Annotated in this window: 19 protein-coding genes; 16 read left to right on the forward strand and 3 right to left on the reverse strand. The window is 39.2% G+C overall.

The window, feature by feature from the left end; all coding sequences use genetic code 11:
• The first annotated feature begins 103 nt into the window (after positions 1–103).
• The 5 genes from IGJ53_RS02550 (at position 104) to IGJ53_RS02570 (ending at position 5,766) form a co-directional block, all read left to right on the forward strand.
• On the forward strand, positions 104–667 hold the full coding sequence (locus IGJ53_RS02550; protein WP_010731974.1) for an NUDIX hydrolase: 564 nt from the start codon (positions 104–106) through the stop codon (positions 665–667).
• 12 nt (positions 668–679) lie between these two features.
• Complete coding sequence (gene macP / locus IGJ53_RS02555; protein WP_002286760.1) at positions 680–964, forward strand: cell wall synthase accessory phosphoprotein MacP; 285 nt, start codon at positions 680–682, stop codon at positions 962–964.
• 18 nt (positions 965–982) lie between these two features.
• Positions 983–1,675, forward strand: coding sequence for a 5'-methylthioadenosine/adenosylhomocysteine nucleosidase (locus tag IGJ53_RS02560; protein ID WP_438749473.1), 693 nt, complete (start codon positions 983–985; stop codon positions 1,673–1,675).
• An 11-nt stretch (positions 1,676–1,686) separates the two neighbouring features.
• Positions 1,687–2,232 (forward strand): cysteine hydrolase family protein, encoded by a 546-nt coding sequence (locus tag IGJ53_RS02565; protein ID WP_010731975.1) that lies wholly within the window; start codon positions 1,687–1,689, stop codon positions 2,230–2,232.
• A gap of 270 nt (positions 2,233–2,502) precedes the next feature.
• Positions 2,503–5,766, forward strand: a complete 3,264-nt coding sequence (locus IGJ53_RS02570) for a right-handed parallel beta-helix repeat-containing protein (RefSeq protein ID WP_438749475.1) — start codon at positions 2,503–2,505, stop codon at positions 5,764–5,766.
• A gap of 175 nt (positions 5,767–5,941) precedes the next feature.
• Here IGJ53_RS02570 and IGJ53_RS02575 read toward each other — a convergent pair whose 3' ends face one another.
• A complete protein-coding gene (locus IGJ53_RS02575) occupies positions 5,942–7,849 on the reverse strand; it encodes a M13 family metallopeptidase (RefSeq protein WP_010731977.1) in 1,908 nt (635 codons plus the stop codon).
• Between the two features lie 131 nt (positions 7,850–7,980).
• On the opposite strand from IGJ53_RS02575, the gene IGJ53_RS02580 reads away from it, so the two are divergent.
• The 4 genes from IGJ53_RS02580 to IGJ53_RS02595 all read left to right on the forward strand — a co-directional run bounded on the left by IGJ53_RS02580 (position 7,981) and on the right by IGJ53_RS02595 (position 11,706).
• A complete protein-coding gene (locus IGJ53_RS02580; RefSeq protein ID WP_438749477.1) occupies positions 7,981–8,856 on the forward strand; it encodes a dihydrolipoamide dehydrogenase in 876 nt (291 codons plus the stop codon).
• Positions 8,857–8,935: 79 nt separating this feature from the next.
• Positions 8,936–9,910 (forward strand): ribose-phosphate diphosphokinase, encoded by a 975-nt coding sequence (locus tag IGJ53_RS02585; RefSeq protein ID WP_002286741.1) that lies wholly within the window; start codon positions 8,936–8,938, stop codon positions 9,908–9,910.
• Positions 9,911–10,079: 169 nt separating this feature from the next.
• The gene (locus IGJ53_RS02590) at positions 10,080–11,225 is read left to right on the forward strand and encodes a cysteine desulfurase family protein (protein WP_042956879.1); all 1,146 of its coding nucleotides are present in this window, start codon (positions 10,080–10,082) and stop codon (positions 11,223–11,225) included.
• A 136-nt stretch (positions 11,226–11,361) separates the two neighbouring features.
• Positions 11,362–11,706: a DUF1831 domain-containing protein gene (locus tag IGJ53_RS02595; RefSeq protein WP_010731980.1), complete on the forward strand. Its 345-nt coding sequence runs from the start codon at positions 11,362–11,364 to the stop codon at positions 11,704–11,706.
• 108 nt (positions 11,707–11,814) lie between these two features.
• Here the strand turns inward: IGJ53_RS02595 and IGJ53_RS02600 are convergent, their stop codons facing one another.
• Positions 11,815–12,597 (reverse strand): hypothetical protein, encoded by a 783-nt coding sequence (locus IGJ53_RS02600; RefSeq protein WP_010731981.1) that lies wholly within the window; start codon positions 12,595–12,597, stop codon positions 11,815–11,817.
• Positions 12,598–12,787: 190 nt separating this feature from the next.
• On the opposite strand from IGJ53_RS02600, the gene IGJ53_RS02605 reads away from it, so the two are divergent.
• Both IGJ53_RS02605 and IGJ53_RS02610 read left to right on the forward strand, forming a co-directional pair.
• Positions 12,788–14,065: an MFS transporter gene (locus tag IGJ53_RS02605; protein ID WP_010731982.1), complete on the forward strand. Its 1,278-nt coding sequence runs from the start codon at positions 12,788–12,790 to the stop codon at positions 14,063–14,065.
• A gap of 130 nt (positions 14,066–14,195) precedes the next feature.
• On the forward strand, positions 14,196–14,783 hold the full coding sequence (locus IGJ53_RS02610; protein WP_259741766.1) for a metallophosphoesterase family protein: 588 nt from the start codon (positions 14,196–14,198) through the stop codon (positions 14,781–14,783).
• Positions 14,784–15,052: 269 nt separating this feature from the next.
• Here the strand turns inward: IGJ53_RS02610 and IGJ53_RS02615 are convergent, their stop codons facing one another.
• Complete coding sequence (locus IGJ53_RS02615; RefSeq protein WP_259741768.1) at positions 15,053–16,984, reverse strand: YiiX/YebB-like N1pC/P60 family cysteine hydrolase; 1,932 nt, start codon at positions 16,982–16,984, stop codon at positions 15,053–15,055.
• A 730-nt stretch (positions 16,985–17,714) separates the two neighbouring features.
• Between IGJ53_RS02615 and IGJ53_RS02620 the strand changes: the two genes are divergently transcribed.
• The 5 genes from IGJ53_RS02620 to arcD all read left to right on the forward strand — a co-directional run bounded on the left by IGJ53_RS02620 (position 17,715) and on the right by arcD (position 22,316).
• Entirely contained in the window at positions 17,715–17,978 is a 264-nt protein-coding gene (locus tag IGJ53_RS02620) for a hypothetical protein (protein WP_375379629.1), read from the forward strand.
• A 40-nt stretch (positions 17,979–18,018) separates the two neighbouring features.
• Positions 18,019–18,612, forward strand: coding sequence for a hypothetical protein (locus IGJ53_RS02625; protein WP_172891931.1), 594 nt, complete (start codon positions 18,019–18,021; stop codon positions 18,610–18,612).
• 92 nt (positions 18,613–18,704) lie between these two features.
• Positions 18,705–19,322 (forward strand): hypothetical protein, encoded by a 618-nt coding sequence (locus IGJ53_RS02630; RefSeq protein WP_123838037.1) that lies wholly within the window; start codon positions 18,705–18,707, stop codon positions 19,320–19,322.
• Positions 19,323–19,528: 206 nt separating this feature from the next.
• On the forward strand, positions 19,529–20,650 hold the full coding sequence (gene mnmA, locus IGJ53_RS02635; RefSeq protein WP_002313365.1) for a tRNA 2-thiouridine(34) synthase MnmA: 1,122 nt from the start codon (positions 19,529–19,531) through the stop codon (positions 20,648–20,650).
• Positions 20,651–20,894: 244 nt separating this feature from the next.
• Positions 20,895–22,316 (forward strand): arginine-ornithine antiporter, encoded by a 1,422-nt coding sequence (gene arcD / locus IGJ53_RS02640; protein ID WP_438749483.1) that lies wholly within the window; start codon positions 20,895–20,897, stop codon positions 22,314–22,316.
• The last annotated feature ends 5 nt before the right edge of the window (positions 22,317–22,321 follow it).

Below are 22,321 nucleotides of genomic sequence, written 5' to 3' on the forward strand. Positions count from 1 at the left end.
AGAAAATCTAAGGTTTATCTATGGTAAACTAATAGGGAGTTTTCGAGAAAAATTGAAAAATGAAAAAAAAGCAGTTATGATTACAAAGAAAGCAGGAGAAGATATGCTGAACAATGAGCAATTTGAAGAAAAAACAATCAGTCGCAAAGAAATCTATAGCGGAAAAATTATCGATGTTGCTGTAGATGAAGTTCGTTTACCAGACGGAGGAACTTCGAAGAGGGAACTGGTATTTCATCCTGGCGGTGTTGGGATCATTGCTTTTGATGAACTTGACCGCCTGCTCCTTGTCAAACAGTTTCGAAAGCCTTTAGAAAAAGTGATCTTGGAGATCCCAGCTGGAAAAATCGATCCAGGAGAAGGAAAAAATCCTGAAATGACTGCAGCCAGAGAATTAGAAGAAGAAACCGGCTATCGTGCGAAGTCGCTGAGCCATCTTACTTCGATGTATCTTTCACCAGGTTTTGCAAATGAAGTCCTTCATATTTATCATGCACAAGGAGTAGAGAAGGTCGAAAATCCTTTAGCTCAAGATGAAGACGAAGTACTGGAGCTGTATCATCTAACTCTTGAAGAGGCACAACAAGCGATGAAAGATCAGTTGATTTGTGATGCAAAGACGATTTATGCGATTCAATACTGGGAATTATTGACCAAAGGAAAGTAGAGGGATCCGCTTATGGCCAAAGGACCGCTTATTACGCGAAGCGAACTTCGCAAGCGACAACAAGCACAAGCAAGCGAGTCATTAAAAAAACAGCGAAAAGCAGAAACAGCTTATCAGCAAGAAGAAAAAAAGATTGCCAGCTTTTATCGTAAAGAAAGCAAAAAGAATAAACCAATCACGAAAACAAGGATCAGTGAACGAGAAAAGACGACCAAATGGAACTCTTTTTTGATGAAATCTCTTATTATTGTTATCCTAATGTTATGTGTGGTTTTTTTAGCAATCGCATTTATATAGAAAGAAGGAATTAAAAAGATGAAAATCGGTATTATCGGCGCAATGGAAGAAGAAGTAAAAATTTTGAGAGAGAACCTAAGCGAACCATTATCATGGGAACGCGCAGGCGCTTTATTTATTTCAGGTTCATTAGGTAACCACGAAGTGATCGTCGTACGTTCCGGTATAGGAAAAGTCTTAGCATCTATTACCACAAGTCTGTTGATCCAACAATACGGCGTGAACATGGTGATCAATACAGGTTCAGCTGGCGGGATCGGTGAAGGTTTACAAGTAGGCGACATTGTTATATCAGACAAAGTAGCTTATTTTGATGCAGATGCAACAGGATTTGGCTACAAGCCAGGCCAATTACCAGGAATGCCTTTATATTATGAAGCAAGCTCATATTTGCGCAGTGAAATGGTTAAAGCAGCAAAAGCAACGGATTTGAATGCAAAAGAAGGATTGATCGTTACAGGCGATACATTTGTCGATTCTCCAGATAAAATCAAAGAAATCTTAACGAATTTCCCAGAAGCTTTAGCTTGTGAAATGGAAGGAGCCGCTGTTGGACAAACGGCCCGTCAGTTCAATATCCCATTTTTGATCGTACGTGCAATGAGTGACACAGCGGATCACTCGGCGACACAAAGCTTTGACGAATTTATCGAAGACGCAGGCAAGCGATCAGCAGAAATGGTGATCGAATTTGTCAAACATCTCGTATAAGGAGGACTAAGATGAACGCATTGATTTCGATTGACTATACCTATGATTTTGTTGCAGAGGATGGAAAGCTGACGACTGGTGCAGCAGGACAAGCAATTGAAAAAAAGCTGACTGCCCACACAAAAAAGTTTATTGAGAAAAAGGATTTTGTCGTTTTTGCCATTGATGCACATGATCCAAAAGATTCCTTCCATCCAGAGAACCGCTTATTTCCTCCGCATAATGTGATAGGAACGAGTGGACGGGAATTGTACGGCTCTTTAAAAAATCTGTACCAAGAGCATGAGCAGCAGGAAAATGTTTATTGGATAGACAAACGGCATTATTCCGCTTTTAGTGGAACAGATCTAGACATTCGTTTGCGAGAACGTCAAATCACAGATGTTTATTTGTCCGGCGTGTGTACAGATATTTGTGTGTTGCATACAGCAGTCGATGCGTATAATCTAGGATACAAACTCCATATTTTCAAAGATGCCGTGGCAAGTTTTGATCCTGTCGGACACGAATGGGCATTGAGACATTTTGAATCCGCGTTAGGTGCAGAGATCCTATAAAAAAACAAAACTTTTTTTAAATAAAAATCAAAAAATAATAAAAGAAGAGCGTAAAACGAATCATATTGTTTTGTGCTCTTCTTTTAATTGTTATTTTTTATCAAACATATCATTTTCACTGTAATAAATCCCTTTATTATTAACAACTAAAGTTATATTTTTCTTTTTATAAAATATCACTTATTATAATTTTGTTTTTTATTGACAGCAAAAATAAATTAGGTAATACTTTAGGTAAACGCTTTCTAATTTGTTTCAGGAGGGATGGACTTGATAAAAAAACGAATAAAATACAGTGCACTAATGATGAATCTCCTCATGCTCAGTACCCCGGTTTTGACTTCTGTCGTTGAAGTTGCTGCTAACGAACAGAATGTGAACGAAGAAAATGCACACGTGAACAGCGAAGAAACGTCAATATTAGAGGAAGAATCAACGGCTAGTGAAGAGAAGGATGTGGAAGAAGGAAATGATCCTATGATAAAAGAATCAGAAAATGAAAAGACAGAAAAGCAATCTGATGAAGTTCCTGAAGAGTGGAAAGGGGTAGTTTTCGGAGAAAGCACAAGTGCCAGCAGATATGCGATTGAACCATTAGAAGACGGCGTGCGGCTCTCTTCCACGAATAACGGTGGGAAATTCCAGTCAAGCGGATCAGATGGAATGACCTATTATTATCAAGCCATTCCGAAAGATACCAATTTTAGGATGCGGGCGACGATTGAAATAGAATCTTGGACCTATACGAATGCTCAAGAAGGATTTGCTTTGATGGTGAGAGACACAGTACCAAAAGATCATTTGTTTGGGCAAGCATTTTATTCGAATTCATTTGCCATACTGGGCAGTCGGATCGAATATGTCTGGGACTCGGATAGACAAGAAGTGGTCAACACGAACGGCAGCAAATATACGATGCGACTTGGATTGGGGACACGGGCAATCACAGGAATATCATCTGAAGATCCTCAAGCCGCACCTGCTCCTGGGAGTGTCTCAGTGGAAACAACACCTTTAGAGACTTCAGCAGGGCTCTTAGAAAAAGAAGCAGGTTCTTATAATATATTCGGAAACGGTCATGGGAATCTGTTTCCGGCTACGGACTCGATTACTAAACTGGATGTAGAGATGAAAAAAACGAATACTGGTTTAGAGGCATATTATTACGATCCTGAAACAGGAGAAGAACTAGCTTCTGACATCATGTATGACTGGGAAAAGCTATATGCTTCCGATGAATCGGTTATCTATGCAGGATTTGCTGCAGCAAGGAATATGACGATCAAGGTAGAAGGAATCGAAGTGGCTTACTCAGATCCTGCGACAGATCCTCCTGGACAAGAAAGGCCCACTCGCTTGATTGATCCGATTTACACTGTGACCTCTAGTAATCATTCAGGAAACCAAGATCATACTATGTCCTTTAGAGAAAATGCTGACGGATTATTAACAATCAAAAATCAAGCAACAGGAGAGGTACTTGAGAACGCAAAAGACTTGGCGATCACTGCAAATCGGGAATTTGATTATCAGACAAAACTGATGGAAGGAACGAATGAATTTACTTTCAGTTTTACGCCAGATAAAAACTATCCGCCAGAAGAATACGTAGAGATGGCTAGTTATGAAACAAAAGAGATCCTGCATACAGTTGACTACCGTAAACCTAACTATTCGACAGTTTATGTAACACCGGAAGGATCAGATACAGGAAACGGAAGCAGACAAAATCCGTTATCTCTGACGCAAGCATTGAGATACGCATATGCTGGGCAGACAATCGTCCTGGCTCCTGGAACTTATCCCTTTGAAAGAGGATTGACGATTCCAAAAGGAGTTAACGGGACAAGAGAAAACCCGATTCAATTGATTGCAGAGAAAAATCCAGAAAACGAGCGACCTGTACTTGATTTTAAAGGAACTGGAAATGGGATGACACTGTTCAGTCACTATTGGGTTTTACGTGGGTTTGACGTTACAAATAGTGCTGCTATGCAAAAAGGATTGCAGATTTCTGGAAATCATAATTTGGTTGAAGAAATCCATGCTTATCGGAATGGAAATACAGGAATCCAAATCAGTGGTAGCTCAAATGATCCTGTCGAAGCATGGCCAGCGCATAACTTAGTCAAGAATTGTACATCTTTTGAAAATGCTGACCCGGGATTTGAAGATGCCGATGGATTTGCGGCCAAACTGACAATAGGAGAAGGGAATGTATTTGACGGTTGTATCGCTTATCATAATGCAGATGATGGTTGGGATCTTTTTGCTAAAAATGAAACAGGTTCGATCGGGAAAGTAGTCATCAAAAACTCAGTTGCTTATCGAAACGGTTGGGTACCGGGAGTTGAAGGAGAAGGGAACGGTAATGGATTCAAAATGGGTGGTTCCTCTTTATCGGGCCCTCATGAATTGATCAATAGTTTGTCTTTCGAAAATCTTGCGAAAGGAATCGATTCCAATAGCGGAACAGATATTATCGTCAATAGCAGTACAAGCTTCAACAATGGTTCCTATAATGTGGCTCTTTATACCTCTTCGGCAGGAAACACAGACTTCCATGCTTCTGGTATCTTATCTTTCCGAACAGAAAATCTTGAGATGAGAGAGCAGATCCGCCCATTGAATCAAAACGAAGATCAAATCTATCACTCGTTGAACTACTATTGGAATGAACGAGAAAAACAATCAGAAAATACTCTTGGACATACCGTATCAAAAGATTGGATCGAATCTCTAAATACACATTCGCAAGAAGGGCAGCAGCCTGTTACGCGCTATGCGAATGGAAGCATCCATGTCCATGGATTGATGCAAATCAAACCGGAGAATCGTCAAACAGAAAAGGGAAGAGTAGCTGGTCTTCCACTATCTGTAGGTGCTACTTTTGACGGAGAAACCTCACCGTCTTCGGAGTATCCAGAATATGCAATCGTACAAGAACCAAATCAGACAAAACCAAACGAACAAAATAATCCAATCATTATCCAAGAGGCAAATGGTGTGACGGAGAATGCAGAAGGAAATATCATCGAACTGAAGCCTTTTACAGTATCTGTGTCAACATTCACACCAAATCAAGGAACGCCTGTCTTTGAAGATATGCGTTATTTCCCAGAAAAGATCCAAATCGTTGAAACACAGTCAAGTGCTCAATTTTCTAATCATACCGCTATTTTTTCAGCCCCCTCAAAAGGAGAATATACGCTAGAAGTCACTTATCGTTCGGAAATATTTGATGGCGAAAAATGGGTTGCTCATACAGAACCTGTTACCCAGCAAAAAGCGATCACAGTGCGAGAAGCTGTCAGTGTGCCACCAGGAACTGATGAACCAGAAGGGGAAAATCCAGGGAATGGATCGCCAAATGAAAAACCTTCTGATCCAGATGGGACAGCAAAAGAAAGGGAAAAAGATGGCGCTCAAGGACTTCCACAAACGGGAGAGTCTAATAGCCCATTGTTAGCAGTAGCTGGAGGAATTTTGTTAATCGGTGTAGCTGCTTATGTCATGAAACAGCGAAAAAAATAAACGCACTGTATCCTTTTGATAAGGTAGAACAATTAGTTGAGGAAAGTAAAAAAAGAAGGAAGTGAGACGTCAATTCGTTCCACTTCCTTCTATCATTTTTATAGATGAGATCCCACTTGCTGTGTTTGTTTGGCTGTTCTTATTACTTGATGCAGGATAGCTTTTTCACAACCTCTTACCAGATTCGCACTCTTTTTTCTGGCGCTAGATACATAGCATCTTGTTCCGTGACACCAAATGTTTCATAGAATTCGTCAAGGTTTTTGGGTTGCACATTTGCTCGTAGTTTAGCAGGGGCATGAACATCGATTTGCAGTAAAAGTTGTTGGTATTCTTTTTTTGCTTTTGTACGCCAAATCGTTGCCCAATTGACAAAGAATTCTTCGATAGAAAGATCTGATTCTGTTTTTGCTGCTTCCAATGCACAGCTTAGACCGCCTGCATCAGCAATATTTTCCGAAACAGTTAATTTTCCGTTCACTTTTCCTTCAGCAAAAGGCAGACCATCGAATTCTTCGATCATTGCTTGTGCTTTGTTTTGGAATTGTGCAAGATCTTCTTCTGTCCACCAATTGTTCAAGTTGCCATATTCATCAAACAAAGCGCCGTTATTATCAAATGCATGGGAAATCTCATGAGCGATAACAGCTCCGATTCCCCCGTAATTAGCAGAGCTTGATTGTTCTAGACTGTAAAATGGCGCTTGAAGGATGGCTGCCGGAAAGACGATCACATTCCGGAATGGATGATAATAAGCATTGACTGTATCAGCGCTCATTTCCCATTCTGAACGATCCACTGGTTTGTTCCATTTGCTGAAACGATCTTTTAATGTGAGTTTGCTGAAAGCAAGAGTGTTTGAAAGCAAAGTACCACCTTGATCTGCAGGCACTGTTTTGAATTGGTCGAATAGTGCTGGAATCTTATCGGGGTAACCGACTTGGATACCTAAATTATTTAATTTTATGACGGCTTTTTCTTTTGTTGCATCTCCAAGCCAGTCATTTTCTTCTAGCCGTTTTTTATAAACGGTAATCATTTTTTTCACCATTTGCTCTACATCTTTTTTAGCAGCTTCGCCGAAATATTTTTTCCCGTAGTAATCACCAACGACTTGATCAAATTGACCAGAAGCAAGGTAATACGCTGCTTTTTTCTGAGGCATTGCTTCGTCTGTTCCAGACAATATGCGAGAATAGATTCCGCTGACTTGGCGGAATTCTTCTGATAGATACCCACTAAGAGAACGTACTGTTTTAATGATCATCCAGCTTTTGAATAATGGGAAATGAGCTTCTGTCAGGATGTCATTCAAATGATCAAAGTACACTGGATCAGTGACGATCACTTTATCTGGGGTTGTCCCAATCAAACCAGTGACAAGTTTTTTCAAGTCAAGTTTATCTGTGTATTGAATAAATGTGTCAAAAGATTGCGGATTATACATTTTGCTGTAATCTGCGTTTTCTTCTGCACTTTTTACATGAGGAGCAATCAATTTATCAAATTGCACTGCTTGTTCTGTGATTGCTTCTGCCTGACTTTTTTCTTTGCCAGCAAGCTCCAATAATTGAACCGCCATATCAAAGAAAACACCCATTAGTTGTGCACCGTTAGGATGTTCTGGTGCATAATACGTCTTATCTGGAAGAAATAAAGAAGGCGGATAAGCAAAGAAGGCATTCGTCTGTGCATTCTTCATATCAGCATCTACATCTAGATTAAATGGCAATGGTAGTGTATCCAACAACCATTCCGGGAATTGCTCATTCAATTCGTCGAAAGACTGCAATGATTCAACTTTCTCGATTACAGGCTGAAGTGGCTGAGCATGCAACTCATTTCTTCGGTCATAATCGTTTGCCAGTTGATAATAAGCAAGGAAATGTTTCATTTTTTCTGAAGATACTTTTTCTGGATGGGCAAGCAGATCGTCTGTTTCTCCCATCAAAAGTTGGTCGATTCCGTCAACTAAGTCTTGGAAACCGCCTGTAGCTGGTTTATCTGCAGGGATTTTTGCTGTTTTTTGCCATTCTTCATTGACTGCTTCATAGAAATCTTGTTTCAATCGTTCTTTGTTCATTCATCGATCGCTCCTTTTTTGTTTCGTGTGCCCATTATCTTACAAAATGAAGGAATTAACAAATAGAACATAAAAAAATTTGAAAATTCGGACAATCAAACTGATTTGTTTTTTTCAATCGTTCACTTATAATGAAAAAAAGGAGGCGATCCCAACTGAAACAAGTAGTGGATAAACCTTTCTATTTTAAAGTAGATAAAAAAATCAAAAAATTAGCCAGCACCCAGCAACTACAGTCGAAAAAAAGCGAACGGCTTTTTTTAGCACTGATTTTTGAAGATCAAAGTTATGTGATCATCGATCAATCAGGACATCCGATAGAATATTCTCCAGCAGAATATACCTATCAAGAGGGCATTTCTCGTAGCCAATGGAGACTGCTCAATGAAGCACCAATCGAGTTCTCTCAGTGGATCAACAGAAAAGAAGAGGTGCCTGTTTTGATCGAAGAAAAAAGGTCAGGAAAAGAACTCGCAAATTGTTGGGTGGGATTGCCAGAAGAACGTTTTTTAAGGTATAAGAAATGGGCTACTCCTTCAGGTTATCTTTGCGGGACTTATGCGGCGGCGGTTTTACTTGCCTACTATCAAGACTATCGTAAAGAGTGGATGCTTCCCCTAGAGATCCGCAAGAAAAACACGTCTAACTCGATGGCATTGACAAAGGCGTTGCGTAGCCAAATCCAACCACTAGGCCTTCCTACGATTCCTTTTCAAGTCAGTACAGGGATTTCTAGTTTTTTAAAGAAGAATGGCAATCACGAGCGTGCACGAGCAACTCTTCTAGGTTCATGGCAGCGAGCCACAAAACGTATACGTGAAGGCAAGCCTGTGATGATTGGAATCCTGAAAGTACTTGGTAGTACTTACGGCAATCATTGGGTGACGGCGTATGCTTATTTTGAAACTGAAACAGGAGAACGTTATTACAAAGTACACGACAATTGGGGGGACTATCATAAAGTTATTCCTGCCAGTTGGAGTAACAGAACAGTTTCACTTCCTTAAGAATTTGCTGAAATTAACAGAAAATCTTGGAAAAATATGTTAAACTATCGAAGAATAGAGAAGTTTTGGGGAGGACTACATGAGTAATAAGTATCAGGATGACACGTTGAAGATTTTTAGTTTGAATGGGAATCGTCCATTAGCTGAAAAAATCGCGAAAGTGTTTGGAACAGAATTAGGTAAAAGCGTCGTGAAGCAATTTAGTGATGGGGAGATTTCCATCAATATTGAAGAAAGTATCCGTGGGGATCATGTGTACATCGTTCAATCAACGAATGCACCTGTCAATGACTACTACATGGAACTGCTGATTATGATTGATGCAATGAAGCGAGCAAGTGCGAAAACGATCAATGTCGTATTGCCTTACTATGGGTATGCTAGACAAGACCGCACGGCGAAACCTCATGAACCGATCACTGCGAAATTGATTGCTAACTTGATCGAAGAAGCAGGGGCAACTCGAGTACTGACTTTAGATCTGCACACGGTTCAAGTACAAGGATTCTTTGATATTCCTGTAGATAATTTATTTACGATGCCATTGTTTGCTCATTATTACCGTCAATTAGGTCTGACGGGAGATGACATCGTAGTTGTGTCGCCAAAAAACAGCGGCGTTCAGCGTGCACGTAGTCTTTCAGAATATTTGAACAGTACATTAGCCATCGTAGACCATGCAGATGATGCTTCAACGGAGGGTGGTTATGTGATTGGTGATGTTCAAGGAAAGACATGTATCATGGTAGATGATATCTTGAACACCGGAGCAACGCTTGCACGAGCAGCAAATGTATTAAAAGAAAACGGCGCAAAAGAAGTATATGCCTGTGCGTCACATGGATTATTGTCCGATCATGCGAAAAGCATTTTAGACAATGCACCAATCAAAGATATTTGTATCACTGATTCTGTTTTCACAGAAGAAAATCGTCATCCGGAAAACTTAACGATCGTTACATGCTCAGAATTAATGGGTGAAGCGGTCAAGCGCATCCATGAAAATACACCGATGAGTCCGTTATTCCGTCTGGAAGAAAAAGAATTCGAATAAGAAAAAAGACGAAAAACGAGAAGATCAATTAGCAACGAGAAGAAAGACTGCACCTTATTTTGGGCAGTCTTTTTTTCGCTACACTAAGTGCCTTCTAGGTAAAAGTAATCTCTTCTTTGGTATGTTCGCTGTTTTATGCTAGAATGTGCCTAGCGATAATTTGGAAGGGATGAATGAAGTGAAAACTATTTATTTGGATCATGCGGCAACTACCCCCATGCATCCGCAAGTAATTGAAGCGATGACGGCGATCATGCAAGAAACGTTTGGTAATCCTTCAAGCATACATGGGTTTGGCCGCCACGCGCATGAAAAATTGGAAACAGCAAGACAAATCATTGCAGATAGTCTGCAAGCAAAACCTCATGAGATCATCTTTAATAGTGGTGGAACAGAAGGGGATAATACAGCTATCTTAGAAACAGCGTTCTCGCGTCAAAAAGAAGGCAGACATCTAATCACTACAGCTATCGAACATCCTGCTGTTCTTAATACCATGAAATATTTAGAGACAAAGGGGTTTGACGTTACATATCTGCCTGTAGATGAAAAAGGGAATCTGTCGATCGAAGAGGTCAAAAAAGCGTTACGAGAAGATACGATCTTGGTCTCTGTGATGTACGGGAACAATGAAATCGGAAATTTGATGCCAATCAAAGAAATCGGTGAACTTTTAGCGGATCATCCAGCTTATTTCCATACAGATGCGGTACAAGCTTATGGAAACCAAACGATCCATCCAGAAGAATTAGGGATCGATTTATTAAGTATCTCTGCTCATAAAATCAATGGACCAAAAGGCGTCGGTTTCTTATATAAACGAGACGGAGTAAATATCCCTGCCTTGCTTTTAGGTGGCGAGCAGGAAGAAAAGCGGCGTGCAGGTACAGAAAACTTAGCAGGAATCTGGGGAATGGCAAAAGCAGTTGAACTGCTGTCACCTGAAGAACGTGAAGCACGTAACAACAAATATCAAGGATTTCAACAATTGATTCTTGATACATTAGAAGCAAACGACATCCCTTATCAAGTAAATGGTGATTTAACGAATAAACTCCCTCATGTGTTGAATCTTCGCTTGATTGGCGAAGCAAATGATTTGCTACTGATGAAGCTTGATCTGAACGGAATCGCTATTTCTACTGGTTCGGCTTGTACAGCAGGGAACATCGAACCTTCTCACGTATTAGAAGCGATGTACGGAGAAGATACGCAGATACTAAAAGAATCCATTCGTATCAGCTTTGGATTGGATAATACTGAAGAAGACATCCATTATTTCCTTGATCAATTAGTTCGTGCTGTCAAAAAATAACTAATAAAGTCATTCTGATGTGGACAGATGTATGAGAGAACGCCTTCAATTTTTAGGGAACTTAACTGAAAAACCTAGTAAAAATCAGGATAAACTTTTATAATAAAGAGAAACTAATTTTATCGAGGTGAAAATCATGGCATTTGAAACAACAGCAACTGTACTTGGCGCATCAATCAGCTATCGTTTGCATCCTGATGCAAAAAGATATACATTGCGCGATAATGGGTTTACAGAAACAAACGGAGGCAATTATCAATTGATCCGACCATTAGATGCAACGCCGCAAAGCAAAGAAGGCTTCAAACTGAAAATCACTGTATCAAAAGATATCCAAACATTGAAAATGTCGATCACTACAGCAAACGGACTGAAAGCAGTCAATATTTTCAAAGATCCAAAACAGAAAATGAGTCAAGATAAATTCTATTTTTTGATGGATGGGATGATCAGCCGAGGGTTATTCGAAAAAGTCGAATAACCTGTGGATATAAAAAGACAACTAGTTTTGAAACGGCCTAATCGTTAGATCTCTAACTTTGAAAGGACGACACAAAATAGTTGTCTTTTTCATTTTTTCTGCTGTAAATCAGACTCTCGTCCATTCATCAATGGATTTTCCATGTTCATCCACTATTTCCAACCAACTATTTGTTCCGGCAAAGTACAACAGCAAGCTTGCCTCATTCACACTTTTTACGACGATATCTTCGATCGTGGTTATGCCTGAAATCTTGTCTTTATAATCATCTCGTAGCTTTTGCCCATATTTTGCAGCATAACCTAATGAGCCGTCTTTATTTAAAGGAGGATCTTTGACGAGCGTCGCGCCTGCTTTGATCAGCAATTCATTTCGTTTGATCCAGTAAAGCGTTGCTTGACTTCCCCTGAAATCGACGGTAAAAGGAATCTCACTGACTTCTTTTGACCAGCGATGACGAGCTTTTGCTGGTTTTTTCTTCGTATCTTCAGCGGCAGATGGCATGGAAGAATCGATTGGATAACCAAATGTACTTAGTATAGCAGCAATCTTCTCTTGGTGTTCTGCCATTTTCTTTCTAGCAGTTTCAGGAATCGAAGGAAACGATTCTTTGGCTATTGTAAGACCAGCTTTTTCTGCTTGTTCGGTGAGCATGTAGATCATATAATCGGCTTCTATATCCCAAGGAAGCTGGATCATGATGACGGTATCGATTGTTTCTGGTTGCACTGTTTTCCCAATTGCTGTACACACCTTTTGATTATAAAAGAGATAAAAAGCATTTTCTGGAAGCTTAGGCAGCTTGTGGCTGATCCAGATTGTACCTTGTTCCTGTTCAAGTACGATTTTGATTACTTCAGGGGTAAGAGTGGTCTGAAAGTTGATTTTCATGACTGATGCCCTCCTAGTTTTTTCTTAGTTTAGCATGATTGCTGATTTTTTTCTGCTAATTTTACTTTTTTAACAAAACTGAAAATATATAACGATGGTATTTGAACAAACAGCTAGGTTTCAAGGAAATAATCAAGTATAATTCTAGCTACGTAAGGACGATAAGTCTTAGAGGAAATGAGGGAAGGATATGGGAGAAGAAAAGGAGCCGGTTTTACATTGGCGTAAAAATATCAACTTGTTTTTGACAGGTCAGTTTTTATCTGGAATCACGAGTATGATCGTGCAATATGCAATCATTTGGTATCTGACGAAAGAAACAGGTTCAGCAACGATCTTGAGCTTTGCTACGTTATTAGGTATGATCCCAATGGTTTTGCTGAGTCCGTTTGCTGGTCCGTTGGTGGATCGTTGGGACAAAAAGCGATTGTTGATTTTGACAGATATCATTGTCGCATTGTTTGCGATGGTCTTGGTAGTAGTCGGTACGATTTCTGAAACATTTCCGTTGTGGCTAGTGTTTGTATCGTTGTTCATTCGTGCAATTGCTCAAACTTTCCAGATGCCGACGATCCAATCGATCCTTCCTACGATGGTCCCAGAAGAAGAGCTGACACGTATCAATGGACAGCTAGGCATGGTCCAGTCAGCGAATTTTATCATTGCGCCTGCAATAGGTGCGTTTTTATTTACAGTAATACCTATCAACTGGCTGATTTTGCTTGATGTGCTAGGCGCGGTATTCGGTGTAGGATTACTTGTTTTTGTGACGATCCCTAAGGTCATTTCGCAAGGCGAAACCATTCATTTGTTGACAGATACAAAATTTGGTGTGAAAAAATTGTACGAGAATAAAGGTCTCTGGCATATCATGCTCAACGGTGCTGTGTTCACGTTATTGTTTATGCCGGCTGCCAGTCTGTATCCGTTGATGACGATGGGGTATTTTGGTCAAAATGTAGGACAGGCAGGTCTTGTCGAAGTAGTCTATTCAGTAGGGATGCTTGCAGGTGGGGCGGTTATTGGCTTTTTTGGAAAATGGAAAGACCGGATGAAGCCGATTTTCATGGCTTATGTAGTCGTAGGTACCACGATTGGTGCTAGTGGATTGTTGCCGGGGACAACACAGGGATTCTTTTATTTTCTTTTATTGAATGCCGGGGCAGGTTTTGCCACACCTTATTTCAATACCTTACTGATGGCGATCATCCAACAGAGTTATGAACCGAACGTTTTAGGACGAGTCTTAGGTGTATTCAACTCATTAATGACTTTGCCAGGGCCGATTGGCTTAATATTTGCCGGCCCCTTGACAGATAAGATTGGTGTAGAAAAGATGTTTCTGATTGCGGGAATTGGTACGCTTTTATGCGGGATCGTTTTATTTTTGACACCCGTTGCTCGAAATTATGATAAAGAATTACAGAAAAAACTGGTGAAAGAACACCGTGAACAAGAAAACGAATAGAAAAGGAGCGGTGATAAAAATTTTCTTCCTACTTGAAATCAAGTGGTTTTTTCACAGCCTTTTTTAGATGTTATGAGTTGCTCCGATCAGCAATTTTGTTTACTCTAAGAAAAAGGGAGGCAGGAGAAACATGAATTATTTTACGAGTGATATGCACTTTTTTCATGAGCGTTTACTAGGAGAAAATGACTTTGCTCCGCGACTCTTTGCAAATGTAGATGAGATGAACCAACAGTTGATCACTAGCTGGAATGCAGTAGTAAAAGAAACGGATCACGTCTATCATCTAGGTGATCTTGCCATGCATCCGCAATATGAAAAAGCAAATGCAGAAATCTTAGAATTAGTCAGTCAACTGCAAGGAACGATCCACTTGATCAAAGGGAATCATGACAGTCGTGCGTTCTTCCGTTATTTAGAAAAAAACGATCCTAGACTTTCTGATGGCAGTCCCAAATTTTATTTTTATGACGTAGGTGCTATCGTGAAGTTCGACCATCAGCAATATTACTTGACGCATTATCCAATGTTAATCGGACCTAACGACACCATTCGAAACCTTCACGGGCATATCCATCATTATAGTGTTCCCATCGAAAACGTCGTCAATGTGGGCGTAGACGCACCAGAAAGAGACCTTCTAAAAGAAAAACTGCCATTCGGTACGCCGTTATCCGAGCAGCAAATCAAAGAAATATATGAAGCAAAGAGGTCGTGAAAAAGCTGCCCTGCATCAAGTGGTAAGAACAGGCGACCAAAAACAGCTTCTCGTGTTTTTGATTTGGCAGGACTTGTCCCCACAAATGCAAGCTTTTGAGCCTGCTGCCCAATTCTGTGTCACAAGGAACAAAACGGAAAAGCAGTTCGCTGCATGTTATAAAAGAATTGAAGTACCTGATTTTCAAAAATAGGATAAAAAGTCGTCCCTTTTTGGCGCGACTTTTTATCCTATTTTTTAGTAATACAGTCATATGTTGTAAGGAGGAACTACAAAATACAGTACACGAATTTCCCTTGATCATTAACTGCTTTTCTGACCGTGGCAGTACCGTCATTCAACTTCCTAACATCATTATCTATATTATTGGAATAGACGATCAGGGTGTTTTCTTTTGTGTATCGGTTTAGCCAGTCAATCGCATAATCTACCGACTGATTCACACCGATATGATAGAAATAATTCCCATAAATCGCTTTTGCTTCGTCCGTCATCGTGAAATCATGATTGAATCCATAACCATTCCTGACAGAAGCAGCAGTTGTGAATGAACCATGGATCCTTAGATAAGAGGCGTGGCGATAGGTACCATTCTCTAATTTTATCAACGCATGATAATTATTGTAAAAATAATACCAGCTTGGTGTAGCTCGATTATAAGAAACATCTGCATTGAAAGGATTCGGTCGCGTCATTTCGTATTTGTCATAGATACTGAGGTTCTCTGTATAGTCAAATCTTTGCTGAGTGAAGGCAGGTGGTGTATGGACGACTTGGTTGATCTGATAAGGATTGACTGGATGTTTTTTCTTCGTGATTTTTGTAAAAGAAGGATTATATCTTAAGTGATTGTTGTCAGTAGAGATATTGTTAGAATAAACGATCTCCAATGAACATTGGGTATAGGTATTGATCCAGTTCATCACATGGTTCGGAACATCATGATCTTCAATCGTCTCTGGAATAAGCGGGATATTCCTGTCAGAAAATTTGGCTCTTGCTTCGTCTGTTAAAAGAAAACGGGTGAACATATCGAATTCTACGACGATCGTTCCAGAATGATTACGCCCGAAAGTAAGACGTGTACTTGCATAAGGTCTCCCGTTATTTTTGTCCGTGGCGATGAAATGATAATCATTCCTTAAGGTGTATGAGTTGGAACCGCGGCTAAAAATGAAATCTTCGCCATCTATAGGAGTGCCGGCGTTCGACCATCGTATGTTTTCTGCGTAATCTTTATAATTTATGAAAAAAGGATTGATTTTTTCTACTTTATCGGATTTTTTTATATCATTTGGAGTTACACCCATTCCGTTAATAAAATCTGTTCTTTCTAAATCAATACCTTGGAAACTAGGGTCATTTTCATTAGTTAGTTCATCGATTCTCCCATCAGGTGTTGCATTCATATAAGCAGCCCAAATTAGATAAGAGCAATACCATTCATTTCTAGTGGATGAGCGATCCCTTTCTCTTGCCTCGAACCAGATATCATATGGTTTACCTAATTGCCCATGCATAAATGAGATGGCTGCTTTTTTTTGTGCTGGTGTCGCTTCTGGAACTCTTAAAATAGTTGAATCAGTATAATCGAAACGCTCATCATCCAAGACGCCGTAAACAACGCCTCCAGCTTTTGTTTCAAGCATAGGACTATAATCAGTTGCTTCGATAGTTCGGATATATGTGAAGGTCTCTGGTTTTCCATTGATGATATGTGTCTCTTCATAAATGCCTTCTACGATCATCACATGATGAAGATAACGCAAAACTATATCCGCTCGTTTCCGTTCGAAAATGATATCTCCTGGTTGAACGATATTCATCAGATCATATTTATGATAAGTCGGTACTTTTTCAAAAGTGATATTCTCCAAAGCATTTCCGATATTAAATGACCAGAGAGGCGGGTCTTTGGATAATTGTTCGGCTTCTTTACGAATATAGTGCTCATTGACGGTGTTTAGGTAGTCACGCAATTGGTCTTCTTCGGAAACCGCAGAATTGAATGGTTGGTTGTAATAATTCGAGGTGAATTCTTCAAATGTCTGATCAAAGGAAGCGTATTCATTTTTGAATTCTTCATAATACTCCTCCAATATCTGCTGGGTATCTGTATCAGCATGTACAGTAGTGATTGGGATGGCAAATGCGATGGCGAGTAAACAGGTAGTCAGAAACAATTTAATTTTTGATTTCAATGTAATCCCTCCTTGTTTTATGCTAGAATAATAACATATGAATCAGTATGATGGTAGCTTAAAAATAAAATATAGTAGTTATTTAATCTAGGCATATATTGCACATAACACCAAAGAGTAAAATCAGCTATATCGATGATTGAGAACTGTTATCTTTAATGGGATAATTAGCGTTTAACTTAGGTTTTTTAAGAATAAAATCAAAGGTGTTATATTTTATTTGGGGTTAGATAGTCTACAGAAGATACAATTTCTTGATAGGTATGAGTATTGAATAGGCGTGTTGATTTGTATATCTATTTATTTTACTACGTTATTATATTTTTTATTTGTTTATTTTTAAATAACTAATTGTGAGATTTTTTGTTTAGAGTTTTTTTGAAGATAGACAAGTATCAATTAGAAAGGAGATGTGTGAATGTTACCACTAAAAAGTAAGACGTGTACGATCATTTCAATAATTTTGTTGTCAATTTGTTTCATTTCAGCTAGTTTTTATTTTCATCCTTCTATAGAAAATAATTTTCAGTTCTTAGTGTTCATAACATTTTGTTGTTGGAGTACTGGCGGTTTGAGTTTGGTTTTTTCGACAAAAATCAATTCTCAAATTTTAAAAATGCTAGTCATCCTGCTTGATTTGATTGGTATTTATGGTTGGCTGATTTTTGCTAGATAAACTGTTCTATTTTAGTTTGTTGTTTCAATAAAAAACGAAAATGAGGGAAAATAAATGAAACTAAATATCAATTTATTCGGTTTATGTGTATCTATGTTAGTGTCGGTATGGTTTCTGATTGTGGGTCATTTATATTATGGATGGTCCCATGGTGTAGTATTAATGATTCTAATGCTTTTCCCCGGCTTAGCAGGTCTTTATTTTTCGACAAAGATCAAATCTGCGAAGTTAAGATGGCTGTTGTTAGTCATCAATTATCTATTTGCTACATATTTTAATGTTCTCCAATTTCTATTTATTTTGTTTCAAACTTTTTGAAGTCAGCAACGAAGCAAACAATTAAAAAGGAGCGAGTTGGATGTTATCAATAGAAAGTAAGAAAAGTAAGCGGGTATCGGCGGTTCTGTTAGTCTTCTGTATGATTTTGCTCAGCAGTCATTTGTATATTCGTCATGAAGTGATAGGGTTTCTAATTGTCCAGTATTCATGTTGGATTTTAAGTGGTATCAGTCTAGCTTTTTCAAGAAGAATAGAGTCTAATCTATGGAAACTAGTGATTATTGTTTTTCATCTTCTTGTTATTTGTGGTTTGGGTATCGGATGGGTAGGTATATCAAGGCCGGATTGGTTGTTAGGATGCGTGTTGTATTTTGGAGCAGTTGCAACATTAGATTATCAAAAAAAGAAAAAAACATTCTATCTGTTCGGTCTAGGTCTACCGATGTTGATATCAATCAGTTTACTTATTTGGATCCATTATCTATTGGCTTTCTATTTAAATACTGACAGGATGTGGGTAATCATCGCTTTGTTGCTTTTCATGATGATTTCCGGCTTGATGGGTCTCTATTTCTCTACAAAACTTGAAGATAATCGAATAAAGTGGCTGCTATTAGGGATGAATTACTTATTTGCTACTTATTACAATATTGTTCTTTTGTTTTTCTTATGAATCGAAACTGCCGTTCCTCATTTCATTTAATCATGAGAATCATTGGGGTATGAGGAAGGCGATGTATGGGTCAATTAAAAGGAGCGAGTTGGATGTTATCAATAGAAAGTAAGAAAAGTAAGCGGGTATCGGTGGTTCTGTTAGTATTCTGTATGATTTTGCTCAGCAGTCATTTGTATATTCGTCATGAAGTGATAGGGTTTCTAATCGTCCAGTATTCATGTTGGATTTTAAGTGGTATCAGTTTAGCTTTTTCAAGAAGAATGGATTCTATAAAAGTAAAATGGCTAGTGATTACTCTTCATTTTCTTTTGACTTGCGGAGTAGGGCTGTTTTACATCATTGGGTGGATCATCGGGTGGATAAGTTTACCTAGGTGGGAGTTGTTGTTAGTATGTGTGTTGTATTTTGGAGCAGTCGTAACATTAGACTATCAAAAAAAGAAAAAAACATTTTACCTGTTCGGTCTAGGTCTACCGATGCTGATATCGATCAGTTCGCTTATTGGGATCCATTACTTGTTGGCTTTCCATTCAAATACTATTAAATCTTGGCTTGTTATCCCTTTGTTGCTTTTCATGATGATTTCGGGCTTGATGGGTCTCTATTTCTCTACAAAACTTGAAGATAATCGAATGAAGTGGCTACTTTTAGGAATGAATTATCTATTTGCTACTTATTACAATATTGTTCTTTTGTTTTTCTTATGAATCGAAACTGCCGTTCCTCTTTTGATCATGAGAATCACTGGAGTATGAAGATAGCGCTATTTTTTCCCTATAATATGTTATGTATTCGAACGCTGATAATTAAGGGATGAAATTTTCAGAAATATGACGTATAATGTAAAATACTGAAAAGTTGCGACCTTCAACTCGTAGATGTTTCAGAATCTAATTGAAATGATGGTGATATCATGACAGACAACAGCCAAACACGCGTTGTCGTAGGGATGAGCGGCGGTGTCGACTCATCTGTAACAGCACTTTTATTAAAGGAACAAGGATACGACGTGATCGGAATCTTCATGAAAAATTGGGATGATACGGACGAAAACGGCGTATGTACGGCCACGGAAGATTATAAGGATGTAGCGAAAGTAGCTGCTCAAATCGGGATTCCTTATTATTCTGTGAATTTCGAAAAAGAATATTGGGACCGTGTATTTGAATATTTCCTAGCCGAATACCGCGCAGGACGTACACCTAACCCAGACGTGATGTGTAACAAAGAAATCAAATTCAAAGCATTCTTGGACTATGCAATGGATCTTGGTGCTGATTATGTAGCTACTGGACATTATGCGCAAGTCACTCGCGATGAAAACGGTGTGGTCCATATGCTTCGCGGAGTAGACAACAATAAAGATCAAACTTACTTCCTTAGTCAATTATCACAAGAACAGCTTTCAAAAACGATGTTCCCTCTAGGCGGTATGGAAAAATCAGAAGTACGGGCAATTGCTGAACGCGCAGGCCTTGCGACTGCTAAGAAAAAAGATTCAACAGGAATCTGCTTTATTGGTGAAAAGAACTTCAAACAATTTTTGAGCAATTACCTACCAGCGAAAAAAGGAAATATGGTCACTCTTGACGGTGAAGTCAAAGGGCAGCATGCTGGCTTGATGTACTATACGATCGGTCAACGTCAAGGCCTAGGAATCGGTGGCGGAGGAGATTCGCAAGAACCTTGGTTTGTCGTAGGGAAAGATTTAGCGACGAACACATTATACGTGGGTCAAGGGTTCCACCATCCTGCACTGTACGCCACAAGCTTGGATGCAAGTGAAATCCACTTTACGACGAATGAACCAATGCCAAAAGAATTCAAGTGCACAGCGAAATTCCGTTACCGTCAACAAGATGTTCCTGTGACAGTTCGCTTATTGGATGATAACCGTGCAGAAGTCGTATTCGACGAACCTGTACGTGCCATCACTCCTGGACAAGCAGTTGTATTTTATGACGGAATGGAATGTCTAGGTGGCGGTTTGATCGACCACGCATACCAAGAAACAAAAGTTTTACAATACGTTTAAGCGATATGAAATGAATCAAAACAGCTATGGCTAACAAAAGAACCCCCTTTTCTTTTGGACAGCATAGCTGTTTTTTTGCAATAAAATTAATTTTTATTCATTTTATACTTGTAATTTCAGTGAAAACAGTCCATAATATCCAATAATATGAATAAAGTTGCTTTTTGGTAAGCAAGAGCAGTTGCAAAATAAAGGATATCTTTTGCAGGTGGTTTGTTCAATTTTATAAGTGAAGGTGATGGAAATGGAAAAGAAATCGACAGGTATTAGTAAGTGGGGATTGGTTGCTCTCGTTGTCAGTTCGTCAATCGGAAGCGGTGTGTTTGGAATCACGAGTGATTTGGCTAGTTCTGCAGCCCCTGGGCCAGCAATCCTTTCATGGATAATCGTCGGGATTGGTATTTTAGCTTTGGTATTATCGCTGAATCATTTAGGAGAAAAACGTCCAGATCTGGATGGCGGGATTTTTGGGTATGCAGAAGCTTCATTTGGTAAGTTAGGTGGCTTCATTAGTGGCTGGGGCTATTGGTTGTCTGCGTGGCTAGGAAATGTTGCTTTTGCGACGATGCTAATGAGTGCCATGGGAGAATTTTTTCCAATATTCAAAGGGGGACAAAATGTTCCTTCTATTTTATTTGCAAGTCTTTTTATTTGGGGGCTGACTTTATTAGTAAACAATGGGATCGAAGGAGCGAGCGTGATCAATACGATCGTGACGATCTGTAAATTAGTGCCATTATTCCTATTTTTAATATTTGTATTTATCGCATTTAAAGTGAATATATTCACTACTGATTTTTGGGGCAACGTATCTGATAATCTAGTGAATGGATCAGGACAGCAAGGAACGATCTGGTTGCAGATCAAAGGTTGTTTGATGGTCATGATGTGGGTCTTTGTAGGGATCGAAGGTGCAAGTGTTTTAGCTAACCGCGCGAAGAAACGTTCAGAAGCCCAGCAAGCATCCATCATTGGGCTGCTTTGTTTATTGTTTATCTATATCCTTGCTTCGATCTTGCCATACGGTGTCTTATCTCAAGAAGTGTTAGCAACTATTTCACAACCTGCTATGGCAAATATTTTAAAAGGAATCGTGGGAAATTGGGGAGCGGCACTGATCAATATCGGCTTGATCATTTCGATCATCGGTTCTTGGCTGTCTTGGACGATGCTCCCAGCAGAAACAACGATGTTGATGGCTCGAGATGGTCTGTTGCCGAAAGCTTGGGGAAAAACGAATAAAAAAAATGCCCCAACTTATTCGTTAGTTGTTACTGCCATCTTGACTAATCTATTCTTATTGACTTTCTTAGTTACTGATTATGCCTATCAATTTGCCTATTCTTTATGTACAGCGGCAATCTTGATTTGCTACCTGCTTGTCGGGATCTATCAAGTCCAGTTTTCTTTAAAAGAAGGAATCAAAAAACAAGTAGTGATCGGTGTGATTGCTGTAGTTTTTGAATTGATGGGAATCATTTTAGCAGGATTTTCTTATGTCCTTTTATGTAGTATTGCTTATCTTCCTGGTTTTTGCTTCTACTGGATTGCTTGTCGGGAAACCAACCATCAAATTACGGGAAAAGAAAAAGTAATGATTGGGCTGATTTGTGTGGCCGCACTGCTTTCAATCGGGTTGCTTGCTGTAGGCTGGATCAAGATATAAGGGGG

The sequence above is a fragment of the Enterococcus sp. DIV1283b genome, assembly GCF_051710965.1.
In the GTDB taxonomy this organism is placed as follows: Bacteria; Bacillota; Bacilli; order Lactobacillales; family Enterococcaceae; genus Enterococcus_B; species Enterococcus_B lactis.